General features: G+C 71.0%; 8 protein-coding genes. 2 read left to right on the top strand and 6 right to left on the bottom strand.

Annotated features, from left to right (window positions below; all coding sequences use genetic code 11):
• Positions 1 to 173 precede the first annotated feature (173 nt).
• The 6 genes from I004_RS0128565 to kdpF all read right to left on the bottom strand — a co-directional run bounded on the left by I004_RS0128565 (position 174) and on the right by kdpF (position 8,185).
• Positions 174 to 851, bottom strand: coding sequence for a response regulator (locus I004_RS0128565; RefSeq protein WP_028438270.1), 678 nt, complete (start codon positions 849 to 851; stop codon positions 174 to 176).
• 50 nt (positions 852 to 901) lie between these two features.
• Positions 902 to 3,532 carry a sensor histidine kinase gene (locus tag I004_RS0128560; RefSeq protein ID WP_028438269.1) on the bottom strand — a complete coding sequence of 877 codons (2,631 nt, stop codon included), beginning with the start codon at positions 3,530 to 3,532 and terminating at the stop codon, positions 902 to 904.
• 96 nt (positions 3,533 to 3,628) lie between these two features.
• Positions 3,629 to 4,234: a potassium-transporting ATPase subunit KdpC gene (kdpC, locus tag I004_RS0128555; RefSeq protein WP_028438268.1), complete on the bottom strand. Its 606-nt coding sequence runs from the start codon at positions 4,232 to 4,234 to the stop codon at positions 3,629 to 3,631.
• Positions 4,231 to 6,318, bottom strand: coding sequence for a potassium-transporting ATPase subunit KdpB (gene kdpB / locus I004_RS0128550; protein WP_028438267.1), 2,088 nt, complete (start codon positions 6,316 to 6,318; stop codon positions 4,231 to 4,233). The genes kdpC and kdpB overlap by 4 nt, the downstream gene beginning before the upstream one ends.
• 113 nt (positions 6,319 to 6,431) lie before the next feature.
• Positions 6,432 to 8,093 carry a potassium-transporting ATPase subunit KdpA gene (kdpA, locus tag I004_RS0128545; protein ID WP_028438266.1) on the bottom strand — a complete coding sequence of 554 codons (1,662 nt, stop codon included), beginning with the start codon at positions 8,091 to 8,093 and terminating at the stop codon, positions 6,432 to 6,434.
• A 2-nt stretch (positions 8,094 to 8,095) separates the two neighbouring features.
• Positions 8,096 to 8,185, bottom strand: a complete 90-nt coding sequence (gene kdpF, locus I004_RS39255) for a K(+)-transporting ATPase subunit F (RefSeq protein ID WP_037978219.1) — start codon at positions 8,183 to 8,185, stop codon at positions 8,096 to 8,098.
• A 363-nt stretch (positions 8,186 to 8,548) separates the two neighbouring features.
• Between kdpF and I004_RS0128530 the strand changes: the two genes are divergently transcribed.
• Positions 8,549 to 9,061, top strand: coding sequence for a flavodoxin domain-containing protein (locus I004_RS0128530; RefSeq protein ID WP_028438265.1), 513 nt, complete (start codon positions 8,549 to 8,551; stop codon positions 9,059 to 9,061).
• 21 nt (positions 9,062 to 9,082) lie between these two features.
• Complete coding sequence (locus I004_RS36755) at positions 9,083 to 12,844, top strand: hydantoinase B/oxoprolinase family protein (RefSeq protein WP_051345550.1); 3,762 nt, start codon at positions 9,083 to 9,085, stop codon at positions 12,842 to 12,844.
• Positions 12,845 to 12,898: the final 54 nt, after the last annotated feature.

Below are 12,898 nucleotides of genomic sequence, written 5' to 3'. Positions count from 1 at the left end.
TGCGGGCCGCGTGCCCGCAAGCCCGTCCCGTTCCAGGGGCGGCGTACTCCGGCACCGCGTCGGGGCACGCCGCCCGTCGGCGTTCTCCGCCTGCCGTGACGTGGTCACGGTGCGGGCGGAACGCCGGTGGGGGGCTGGCCTCGTCCGGCGCGCCGGCAGGACTCGGGGCCCGGCTACCGCTCGAAGCGGTAGCCCATGCCGGCCTCGGTGATCAGGTGCCGCGGGTGCGCCGGGTCCTGTTCGAGTTTGCGGCGCAACTGCGCCATGTAGACACGCAGATAGTTGGTCTCCGTCTCGTACGTGGGGCCCCACACGTCCCGCAGCAGCTGCCTCTGGGTCACCAGGCGCCCGGAGTTGCGTACGAGGACTTCGAGTACGTGCCATTCGGTGGGCGTGAGCCGGATGTCGCTGCCGTCGCGCCTGACCTTCTTGGCCGCGAGGTCGACGCTCAGGGTCTCGGTCTCGACGACCACGTCCTCCTCGTCGGCCGGGGTCGCCCTGCGGACGGCGGCGCGCAGGCGCGCGAGGAGTTCGTCCATGCCGAAGGGCTTGGTGACGTAGTCGTCGGCGCCTGCGTCGAGGGCGTCCACCTTCTCGTCGGAGGTGTGGCGCGCGGACAGCACGATGATCGGCACCCGCGTCCAGCCGCGCAGGCCCTTGATGACGTCGATGCCGTCGATGTCGGGCAGCCCGAGGTCGAGGATGACCACGTCGGGGTGCCCGGCGGCGGCGAGTTGAAGGGCGGTGGCACCGTCGTGGGCGGAGTCCACGCGGTACTTGCGGGCGCGCAGGTTGATCGTGAGGGCCCGTACGAGCTGAGGTTCGTCGTCGACGACGAGGACCCGCGGCATCCGTCCCCCCTCGGGCCGTGGCGTGTCTGCCTGGGGTCGCGTGGATCGCGTCATGAGGTGACTCCCGCGGGAAGGTCGGGCCGGGCAGGTGGCCTGCCGGGAGCGGTCGCCAGGGTGAGCACCATGGTCAGGCCGCCGCTCGGGGTGTCCTCCGCGGTGAGCGAGCTGCCCATGGCCTCGGCGAAGCCGCGGGCGACGGCGAGTCCGAGGCCGACGCCGTCGCCGCGCGGGACGTCGCCCCGGCGCTGGAACGGCTCGAAGATGCGTTCCTTTTCCGTGTCGGGCACGCCGGGGCCGCGGTCGATGGTGCGCAGCTCGACGGTGTCGCCGAACGTGCTGGCGGACAACAGCACCTGCCTGTCACGGGGGCTGTACTTGACGGCGTTCTCGACGACGTTGGCGACGACGCGCTCCAGGAGCCCTCTGTCGGCGGTGACCATCGGCAGGGTCTCGGGGATGTCCAGCCTCACCGCGGATTCGGGCACGCCCCTGAGCGCGAGCGGTACGACTTCGTCGAGGTCGGTCTCGCGCATGAGCGGGGTGACGGCACCGGTCTGGAGTCTGCTCATGTCCAGCAGGTTGCCGATGAGGTGGTCGAGCCGGTCGGCGCCCTCCTCGATGGCGGCGAGGAGTTCGGCCTCGTCCGCCTCGGACCAGGCGACGTCGTCGGAACGCAGCGAGGACACCGATGCCTTGACGGCGGCGAGCGGTGTGCGCAGATCGTGCGAGACCGCCGCGAGCAGGGCGGTGCGGATGCGGTCGGTCTCCTCCAGCCGGCGGGCCCGTTCCGCCTCGGCGATCAGCCGCCGGCGTTCCAGGACGGCGGTGGCCTGTGCGGCGAACGCCCCGAGGACGCGGCGGTCCTCGGCGGGCAGCACCCTGCCCCGCAAGGCAAGTGCCGTGCTGTCCCCGGCGGGGACGTCCACATCGGCATCGTCGGGCTGCTCCGCCGGGTCGGGCCCGACGCTTCCGGCGCATCTCCAGCCGCCCCGCCCGCCGGTGCGTTCCAGCAGGGCGGCGGACTCCATGCCGAAGGTCTCACGGACGCGTTCCAGCAGGACGGCCAGCTCCGATCCTTCCCCCTCCACCGTCGGCGAGGTACCGACTCGTCGCTCCTTTGCGGAGGGAGCTTCCTCTCGTACCTCTCGCTCCGCGGGAACCGCCCCGCGCAGCACACTGCCCGTGAGGTGACTGAGGATCTCGGCCTCCGAGCGGAGCCGTGCCGCCTGGTGGGTGCGGCGGGCTGCCAGATCGACCACGGAGGCCACCGCGACGCCCACCACCACGAAGATCACGATGGCGAGGATGTTCTTCGGGTCGGAGATGGTCCAGGTGTGGACGGGGGCGGTGAAGAAGTAGTTCAGCAGCAGCGACCCGACGACGGCGGAGGCGAGGGCGGGGAGCAGCCCGCCCAGCAGGGCCGCGGTGACGGTCAGCGTGAGGAAGAGCAGCATCTCGTTCGCGAGGCCGAGCCCCGGTCCCACGGCGGTGATCAGCAGCGTGAGCAGGGCGGGCCCTGCCGTGCCGGTCAGCCAGCCGGCGACGAGGCGGCTGCGCCCGAGACGCGTCCCGCGTGCGGCGGGCAGCCCCCGGCCCCTGGCGGCGTGTTCGTGCGTGACGATGTGCACGTCGATGTCGGGGTCGGACTCGCGCGCGACGGTTGCTCCCACCCCGGGACCGAGCACGTACTGCCAGGCCTTCCGCCGGCTGGTGCCGAGCACGATCTGCGTGGCGTTGACTCCCCGGGCGAATGCGAGCAGCGCGTCGGGGACGTCATCGCCGACGACGGTGTGGAAGGTGCCCCCGAGATCCTCGACGAGGGTGCGCTGGACGGCGAGTTCCTCCGGCGAGGCCGAAGTCAGCCCGTCGCTGCGGGAGATGTAGACGGCGAGGATCTCACTGCCGGAGCCCTTCGCCGCGATACGGGTCGCCCGCCGGATCAGGGTGCGGCCCTCGGGGCCGCCGGTGAGGCCCACCAGGATGCGTTCGCGGGCGGGCCATGGCGAGGAGATGCCCTTCTCGGCGCGGTACTGCTGGAGGTACTCGTCGACCCTGTCCGCCGTCCACAGCAGGGCGAGTTCGCGCAGTGCGGTGAGGTTGCCGGGGCGGAAGTAGTTCGACAGGGCGGCGTCGATCTTGTCCGCCGCGTAGACGTTGCCGTGCGCCAGGCGCCTGCGCAGCGCCTGCGGTGACATGTCCACCAGCTCGATCTGGTCGGCACGGCGGACGACCCCGTCGGGCACCGTCTCGCGCTGCCGCACCCCGGTGATGGACTCCACGACGTCGGTGAGGGACTCCAGGTGCTGGATGTTGACGGTGGAGATCACGGTGATTCCCGCCTCGAGCAGCTCCTCGATGTCCTGCCAGCGCTTCTCGTTCCGGGAGCCGGGGACGTTCGTGTGGGCCAGCTCGTCGACGAGGGCGACGGCGGGCTCGCGGGCGAGCACGGCGTCGAGGTCCATCTCCGTGAAGTCCGCCCCGCGGTGGGTCGCCTCACGGCGCGGGACGACTTCCAGGCCGTGGAGCAGCACCTCGGTACGCGGGCGCCCGTGGCATTCGACGAAGCCCACGACGACGTCCGTGCCCCTCTCCAGACGGCGGTGCGCCTCCGAGAGCATGTCGTAGGTCTTGCCGACACCGGGGGCGGCTCCCAGGTAGATGCGCAGTTTGCCGCGGGCCATGGCTCCATTGTCTTCCACGTGGGTGGGGGTCACGGCGGCCGGATGATCACGGAGTACGGGTCACGGCCGCCGCTGAGGTCGGTGGTTCGGTCGGGTTCAGCCGCGCAGGTCGCGCAGGGCGAGGTTCAGTTCCAGGACGTCGACCGTCGGCTCGCCCAGGAAGCCGGCGACGCGGCCCTCGGTGTGCCGGTCGACCAGGCCGCGGACCTCGGCCGGGTCGAGGTGACGGGCCTCGGCGACCCGGTCGGTCTGGATCCTGGCGTACGCGGGCGAGATGTCCGGGTCGAGGCCCGATCCGCTGGCAGTGACCGCGTCCGTCGGCACGGCCGAGCGCGGTACCCCGTTGAAGTCGGCGATCCGCGCCGTGCGGGCCTCGACGTCCTTGCGCAGTTGCGGACTTGTGGCCGCCAGATTGGAGGCCCCGGAGGCGAGCGCGTCGTAGTCACCGGCGGAGGGCCGGGGCTGGAACCACTGCGGTGCGGGCTTGCCGTCCTTGCCGTTCCAGGTCTGGCCGATCAGCGAGGACCCCACGTCCTTGCCGCCGCTGCGGACGATGGAGCCGTCGGCCTGGCCGGGGAAGGCGGCCTGGGCGACGCCCGTCACCACCAGCGGGTACAGGACGCCGGTGACGAGGGTGAGTACGAGCAGCGCCCTCAGCGCCGCCCATGCGAGACGTGAGCCGTTGCGGATGGACGCGTTCATGATCCGACCCCCGGGAGGAGCGAGATGAGCAAGTCGATGACCTTGATGCCGATGAAGGGGACGATCAGCCCGCCGAGGCCGTATATGCCGAGGTTGCGGCGCAGCATTCCGTCGGCGCTCATCGGCCGGTAGCGCACCCCTCTCAGCGCGAGCGGCACCAGCGCGACGATCACGAGTGCGTTGAAGACGACCGCGGAGAGGATCGCGGACTGCGGACTGGTCAGGCGCATGATGTTCAGCGCCTCCAGCCCCGGGTAGGCCGTCACGAACATCGCGGGAATGATCGCGAAGTACTTGGCCACGTCGTTGGCGATGGAGAAGGTCGTCAGCGCGCCGCGCGTGATCAGCAGTTGCTTGCCGATCTCGACGATCTCGATCAGCTTCGTCGGGTTGGACTCCAGGTCGACCATGTTCCCGGCCTCCTTGGCGGCCGAGGTGCCGGTGTTCATCGCGACGCCCACGTCGGCCTGAGCCAGCGCCGGGGCGTCGTTGGTGCCGTCACCGGTCATCGCGACGAGCTTCCCGTCCCCCTGCTCCCGCCTGATCAGGGCCATCTTGTCCTCGGGGGTCGCCTCCGCGAGGAAGTCGTCCACCCCGGCCTCGTCGGCGATGGCCTTGGCGGTGAGCGGGTTGTCACCGGTGATCATCACCGTTCGGATGCCCATGCTGCGCAGTTCGGCGAAGCGCTCGCGCATGCCGTGCTTGACGACGTCCTTGAGGTGGATCACGCCGAGGACGCGGGCGCCACGGCCGTCCTCGACGGCCACGAGCAGCGGGGTCCCGCCGGAGGTGGAGATGGCCTCCACCTCGTTGCGGGCGTCCTCCGGGACCGTGCCGCCGCGCTCGGTCACCCACACCGTCACGGCTTCGGTGGCTCCCTTGCGTACGCGGTAGGCGCTGCCGTTCTCCGCGACGTCGACGCCGCTCATTCGGGTCTGCGCGCTGAACGGGACGAACTGCGCGTTGCCCAACTCGCCCTCGTCCCGGGCGCGGAGGCCGTGCTTCTCCTTGGCCAGGACGACGATGGAGCGGCCCTCGGGGGTCTCGTCGGCGAGCGAGGAGAGCTGCGCGGCGTCGGCGAGTTCGCCGGGGTCGGCGTTCCCGAGCGGCACGAAGGCCGCCGCCTCGCGGTTCCCCAGCGTGATCGTCCCGGTCTTGTCCAGCAGCAGCGTCGTGACGTCGCCGGCCGCCTCGACGGCCCGGCCCGACATCGCGAGGACGTTGCGCTGCACGAGCCGGTCCATGCCGGCGATGCCGATGGCCGAGAGCAGTGCGCCGATCGTCGTCGGGATCAGACAGACGAGCAGCGCGGTGAGCACGGTCGTGGACTGCTCGGCGCCCGCGTACACCGCGAACGGCTGGAGCGTGACCGTGGCCAGCAGGAAGACGATCGTCAGCGACGCGAGCAGGATGTTCAACGCGATCTCGTTCGGCGTCTTCTGACGGGCCGCGCCCTCGACGAGACCGATCATCCGGTCCAGGAACGTCTCACCGGGCTTCGTGGTGATCCTGACCTTGATGCGGTCGGAGAGCACCCTCGTGCCGCCCGTGACAGCCGAGCGGTCGCCGCCGGACTCGCGGATCACCGGCGCGGATTCACCGGTGATGGCCGATTCGTCGACGCTGGCGACGCCCTCGATGACATCGCCGTCGCCTGGGATGGTGTCACCGGCCTCGCAGAGCACCACGTCGCCGACGCGCAGCTCGCTGCCGGGGACGCTGTGCTCGGTGGCGTCGTCGGCGAGGCGGCGGGCCATGGTGCCGGTCCTTGCGCGGCGCAGTGTGTCGGCCTGGGCCTTGCCGCGTCCCTCGGCGACGGCTTCGGCGAGGTTGGCGAAGATCACGGTCAGCCACAGCCATACGGCGATCGACCATGCGAACCAGCCGGGATCCACGATCGCCAGCACCGTGGTCAGCACCGAGCCGATCTCGACGACGAACATGACGGGCGACTTGATCATCAGGCGCGGGTCCAGTTTCCGCACGGCGTCCGGCAGCGACGTCACCAGCTGCCCGGGATCGAACATGCCGGGCGGTGTGTTCTGCGAGGCCGCCGGGTGTGGGGCGGTTCCGGCCGAAGACATGGGGGTGGTGCCCTCCGCTGCTGGTGTCCCGGGACGGGGAAGTGGACGTTGAGGGGGACGGGGACGAGGACCTGAAGGTGCGGGGATGTTGCCGGTACGTCCGGTGCGTATGGTCATGACAGCCCTTCCGCCAGCGGGCCCAGGGCGAGGGCGGGGAAGAAGGTCAGCCCGGCGACGATGAGCACCGCGCCCACCAGCAACCCGGCGAAGAGCGGCTTCTGCGTCTTCAGTGTTCCCGCGCTCGCCGGGACCGGCCGCTGGCCGGCGAGCGATCCCGCCAGGGCGAGTACGAACACCATCGGCAGGAACCGCCCGAGCAGCATCGTCAGACCGAGAGTCGTGTTGAACCACTGCGTGTCCGCGGTCAGTCCGGCGAAGGCGCTGCCGTTGTTGTTGGCCGCGGAGGTGTACGCGTACAGCACTTCGGAGAAGCCGTGCGGCCCGGAGTTGAGGATCGAGTTCTGCGGGGTCTGCAGCGCCAGGGCCGTGCCGGTGAACGCCAGCACCAGCGCCGGGGTGATCAGGATGTAGCAGGCGGCGAGTTTCATCTCCCTGTGGCGGATCTTCTTCCCCAGGTATTCGGGCGTCCGTCCCACCATGAGCCCGGCGATGAAGACGGCGATCACCGCGATGATCAGCATCCCGTACAGGCCCGAACCGACGCCGCCGGGCGCCACTTCGCCGAGCATCATGCCGAGCAGCAGCACCCCGCCGCCGAGCGCGGAGAACGACGAATGGGCCGCGTCGACCGCGCCCGTCGACGTCATGGTCGTGGAGACCGCGAACAGCGAGGACGCGCCGACGCCGAAGCGGGTCTCCTTGCCCTCCGTCGCTCCGCCGGCCGCCTGCGCCGCGCCGCCGGGATGGGCGGACTCCAGCACCGTCACCGCGATCACCGCTCCGAGCCAGATCACCCCCATCGCGGCGACGATCGCGTACCCCTGCTTGACGCTGCCGACGAGCCTGCCGAAAGTGCGCGGCAGCGAGAACGGGACGACCAGCAGCAGGAAGATCTCGAAGAGGTTCGTGAGCGCGTCCGGATTCTCGTACGGGTGGGCGGAGTTGGCGTTGAAGAAGCCCCCGCCGTTGGTGCCGAGCTCCTTGATCGCCTCCTGGGAGGCCACCGCGCCGCCGGGCAGGTGCTGGGTGGCACCCGTCACCGTGGTGATCTCGTGCGGCGACGCGAAGTTCTGCACCGCTCCGGCCGCGACGAGTGCGACCGCCGCCAGCGTCGCCACCGGCAGCAGGATGCGTACGGTGCCGCGCACCAAGTCGGCCCAGAAGTTGCCCAGTTCGCCCGTACGCGAGTGTGCGAAGCCCCGCACCAGCGCCATGGCGACGGCCATGCCGACGGCGGCGGACACGAAGTTCTGCACCGCCAGCCCACCCGTCTGCACCAGGTGCCCCATGGCCGCTTCGCCGGAGTAGGACTGCCAGTTGGTGTTCGTGACGAAGGAGGCCGCGGTGTTGAAGGCCTGGTCGGGCGGGATCGGCTGGAAGCCCAGCGACAGCGGCAGGTGGTTCTGAAGCCGCTGGAGCAGGTACAGGAAGAGGACGGAGACCGCCGAGAAGGCGAGGACGCCTCGCAGATAGGCGGGCCAGCGCTGCTCGGCGGAGGGGTTCGCGCCGATCGCGCGGTAGATCCACCGTTCCACGCGGAGGTGGCGGGTGGAGGTGTAGACGCGGGCCATGTGGTCGCCCAGGGGCCTGTGCACGAGTACCAGCGCCGCGATCAGTGCCGTGACCTGGAGTACGACCGCGAGGGTCTGGTTCATCGTCAGAACCTCTCCGGGAAGATCAGCGAGACGATCAGGTAGCCCAGCACCAGGACGGCCAGGACGAGACCGGCGATGCTCTCGGCGCTCACAGCTTCGCCACCCCTCCGGCGACCAGAACCACCAGCGCGAACACCGCGACGACGGTGACGACGAAAGCCAGATCGGCCATTCGCTTGCTCCCGGGAAACTCGGACCGTTGATGCCCGCGGTCGCGAGCTCACGCATGAGGAAACTCCCCGTGGGACCCGGCGCGGCCGCCCTTGACGAACCTCTGACGCCCCAACGGGCGATCTTGACGTCGCCCTGACGTCGCCCTGACGTCGCGGGGCCGGACGCGGCCACCGCGGACCGACAGGGACCTTCGGCCCGCCCCCTACAGGGCCCACCGGGCCTGGCACACCGTGCCGGAAGGGCCGACCCTGGGGAGAGAGCACCAACGATGGGGTGACTCGATGTCTCTGCTCCGCGTACTCGTCGCCTACAGCAGCAGGAACCGGTCCACGGCCGAGATCGCCGCGTGGATCGGCGAGACGCTGCGCGACCGAGGGCTGGAGGCGGACATCACCGCCGCGGAGAAGGCGCACGACCTGACCCGCTACGACGCGGTGGTACTGGGCTCCGCGGTGTACGTCGGACGGTGGCGCCACGACGCGAAGCGATTCGCCGCGCTTCACCGGCGTCAGCTGCTGCGCATGCCCGTGTGGCTCTTCAGCAGCGGGCGTCGCAGCACCTCCGGCAGGGACGAGCCGATACCGCCTCCGCGGCGCGTGGCGCGGATCGCGAGGAGGCTCGGGGCGGAGGAGCACCGTACGTTCGGCGGCCGGCTCACGGACGGGGCGCGCGGCGTCCTCGCCGGTCGGATCCTCGGAGAGGGACCGGGAGGCGACCTTCGCGACCAGCAGGAAGTGAGCGCCTGGGGCGGCGACATCGCTGCCCGACTCCGCTCGGAGCGAGCCCGGGTCTGACGCGTGGGACACGGAACGGACGTGACGGACGGCGCCGGAGGACGGTGGCAGTTCTGGGTCGACCGGGGCGGCACCTTCACGGACATCGTGGCCAGGCGCCCCGACGGCACCCTGCTGACGCACAAGCTGCTCTCGGAGAACCCCGACCGCTACGACGACCCCGCCGTGGCAGGGATCAGCACGCTGCTCGGCCGGGAGGAGGGCGCGAGCGTGCCCGGCGGCCGGGTCGAAGCGGTGCGGATGGGAACCACCGTCGCCACCAACGCCCTGCTGGAACGCAAGGGCGAGCGCACGGCCCTGGTCGTCACACGGGGCTTCGGCGACGCGTTGCGCATCGGCTACCAGAACCGTCCCCGCATCTTCGACAGGGCGATCACGCTCCCCCGGGCCCTTTACCAGCGGGTGATCGAGGTCGACGAACGCATCACCGCGGACGGCACGGTCCTGCGCGCCCCGGATCTCGACGCGCTCGCGCCCGAGCTGCGACGCGCCTACGACGACGGCATCCGGGCGGTCGCGGTGGTGTGCCTGCACAGCCATCTGCACCCGGCACACGAGAGGGCCGTCGGAGAACTCGCCGAACGGACCGGGTTCCCGCAGGTCTCGCTCTCCAGCGAGGTCAGCCCTCTCATGAAGCTCGTGCCGCGCGGTGACACCGCTGTGGTCGACGCCTACCTGTCCCCGGTTCTGCGGCGCTACGTGGAGCAGGTCGCCGACCGGATGCGGGGCGTGCGCCTGATGTTCATGCAGTCGAACGGCGGTCTCGCCGAGGCGGGGCACTTCCGCGGGAAGGACGCGATCCTCTCCGGCCCGGCGGGCGGCATCGTCGGGATGGCCCGGATGTCACGGCTGGCGGGCTACGACGAGGTGATCGGCTTCGACATGGGCGGCACCTCCACCGACGTGTCGCACTACGCGGGCGACTACGAGCGGGTGTTCAGCACACAGGTGGGCGGCGTACGCCTCCAGTCTCCGATGCTGGACATCCACACCGTCGCCGCGGGCGGCGGGTCGGTCCTGCACTTCGACGGCAGCCGCTACCGGGTGGGACCGGACTCCGCGGGCGCTCATCCCGGCCCGGCCTCCTACCGGGGCGGCGGCCCGCTGACGGTCACCGACGCCAACGTGATGCTGGGACGAGTCCAACCCGCTTACTTCCCCCATGTGTTCGGGCCGGAAGGCGACCGCTCCCTGGACCGTGAGACCGTGCGGCAGCGGTTCGCCGAGCTGGCCGAGGACATCCACGCCCGCACGGGCGACAACCGTTCCCCCGAGCAGGTCGCCGAGGGCTTCCTCGACATCGCCGTGGCCAGCATCGGCAGCGCGATCAAGCGCATCTCGATCCAGAAGGGCCACGACGTCACGCGGTACGCACTGACCACGTTCGGCGGCGCCGGCGCCCAGCACGCGTGCGCCGTCGCCGACTCCCTGGGCATCCGAACGGTCCTCGTACCGCCGATGGCAGGTGTGCTCTCCGCCCTCGGCATGGGCCTCGCCGACACCACAGCCATGCGTGAGCAGTCGGTCGAACTCACGCTGGAGGAGCGGCACATGGAGCGGATTCGGGACGTGGCCGCGGACCTGGAGGAGGCGGCGTGCGCCGAACTACGGGACCAGGACATCCGCGAGGAGCACGTCCGCGTGGCGCGGCGCGCACAGCTCCGCTACGACGGGACCGACACGACCGTGCCCGTCGAACTCACCGAACGCGCCGCCATGACCGAGGAGTTCGAGGCGAGTCACCGCGCGATGTACTCGTTCCTCCTGGACCGTCCCGTCGTCGTGGAGGCCGTCGCGGTGGAGGCGGTCGGCATCACGGAGGAGCCCGGCCTCGGCGACCTCGGCGAAGCGGACGGCCATGCGGACGACGGGACCGGCGACCCGGGCGGGGGCGAGGTGCCCGCCGGAGGCACCGTGCGGCTCTGCTCGGGCGGGGAATGGCGTGACGCCCCCCTGCACCGCCGCGGATCGCTGCGCCCCGGCGATCGCGTGACGGGGCCGGCGATCATCACCGAGGCGAACGCCACGACGGTCGTGGACGCGGACTGGAGCGCGTCCATGACGCCGACGGGACACCTGCTCGTGGAGCGTGTGGGGCTCCCCCTCGGCCCCGGGGGGCCTGGGGGGACCCCCAGGGAGGCCGACGTCGGGACCGAGGCCGATCCCGTCCTGCTGGAGATCTTCAACAACCTCTTCATGTCCATCGCCGAACAGACGGGCGCGCGGCTGGAGTCGACGGCGCAGTCGGTCAACATCAAGGAGCGGCTGGACTTTTCGTGTGCGCTCTTCGATCCGGAAGGCAATCTCGTCGCCAACGCGCCGCACATCCCCGTGCATCTCGGCTCGATGGGCACCACCGTCCAGGAGGTGATCCGGCGCCGGGCGGGGACGATGAAGCCCGGTGAGGCCTACGCCGTCAACGACCCGTACAACGGCGGCACGCACCTGCCGGACGTCACTGTGGTGACCCCCGCCTTCGAGGATCCCGCGGGCCGCGAGGACCCGGCCGACGCGCGGATCCTCTTCTTCGTCGCCTCGCGCGGGCATCACGCCGAGATCGGCGGGCTGACGCCCGGTTCGATGCCCGCGGACAGCCGGGAGATCCGCGAGGAGGGCGTGCTCTTCGACAACTGGCTGCTCGTCGAGGACGGCAGACTCCGTGAGGAGGAGACGCGGAGGCTGCTCACCGAGGCGCCGTACCCCTCCCGCAACCCGGACACGAACCTCGCCGACCTGCGGGCGCAGATCGCCGCCAACCGGAAGGGCGTCGAGGAAGTCGCCCAGATGATCGGCCACTTCGGCCTGGACGTGGTGCAGGCGTACATGCGGCACGTGCAGGACAACGCCGAGGAGGCCGTGCGCAAGGTCATCGACGCGCTGGAGGACGGCGAGTACCGCTACGAGACCGATTCCGGCTCGGTCATCTCCGTACGGGTCTCGGTCGACCGCGAACACCGGTCCGCGACAGTGGACTTCACCGGCACCTCGGCGCAGCTCGCATCGAACCTGAACGCGCCGACCTCCGTGGTGACCGCGGCCGTCCTCTACGTCTTCCGCACACTCGTCGCGGACGACATCCCGCTCAACGACGGCTGTCTGAGGCCGCTGCGGATCATCATCCCGCCCGGATCGATGCTCGCCCCGGTGCACCCGGCCGCCGTCGTCGCGGGCAACGTCGAGACCTCACAGGCGATCACCGGTGCGCTCTACGCCGCCATGGGCATGCAGGCGGAGGGCTCGGGGACGATGAACAACGTCACGTTCGGCAACGAGCGGCACCAGTACTACGAGACCGTCGCGTCGGGTTCGGGCGCGGGCGACGGATTCGACGGGGCGTCCGTCGTGCAGACGCACATGACCAACTCGCGGCTCACGGACCCCGAGGTCCTCGAATGGCAACTGCCCGTGCTCGTCGAGGAGTTCGCCGTCCGGCACGGCAGCGGAGGAGCGGGCCGGCGAAGGGGCGGCGACGGCGCGGTGCGCAGGATCCGCTTCCTCGAGGCGATGACAGTGAGCACGCTCTCGGGCCACCGGAGGGTGCCTCCGTACGGAATGGCGGGCGGCGGCACGGGCGCACTCGGCTCGAACCGCGTCGAACGCGCCGACGGCAGCAGCCTCGTCATGGGCGCATGCGACTCGGCCGAGGTGGCCGCCGGCGACGTGCTGGTGGTGGAGACCCCGGGCGGCGGCGGATACGGGACACCGCGGGACGGTGCCGCACCGCGGGACGGTGCCGCCGCGGCCGGAGGTGCGGGCGGCCCGGGCGACCGGAAGGCCGCGTGACGTCGGCAGCTGTGCGGCGGCCGGGACCTTCGGCTCCCCCGGGAAGGACCCTTC

This window comes from Streptomyces sp. TAA486 (assembly GCF_000426165.1).
This window is presented reverse-complemented; position numbering and strand designations above follow the sequence as displayed.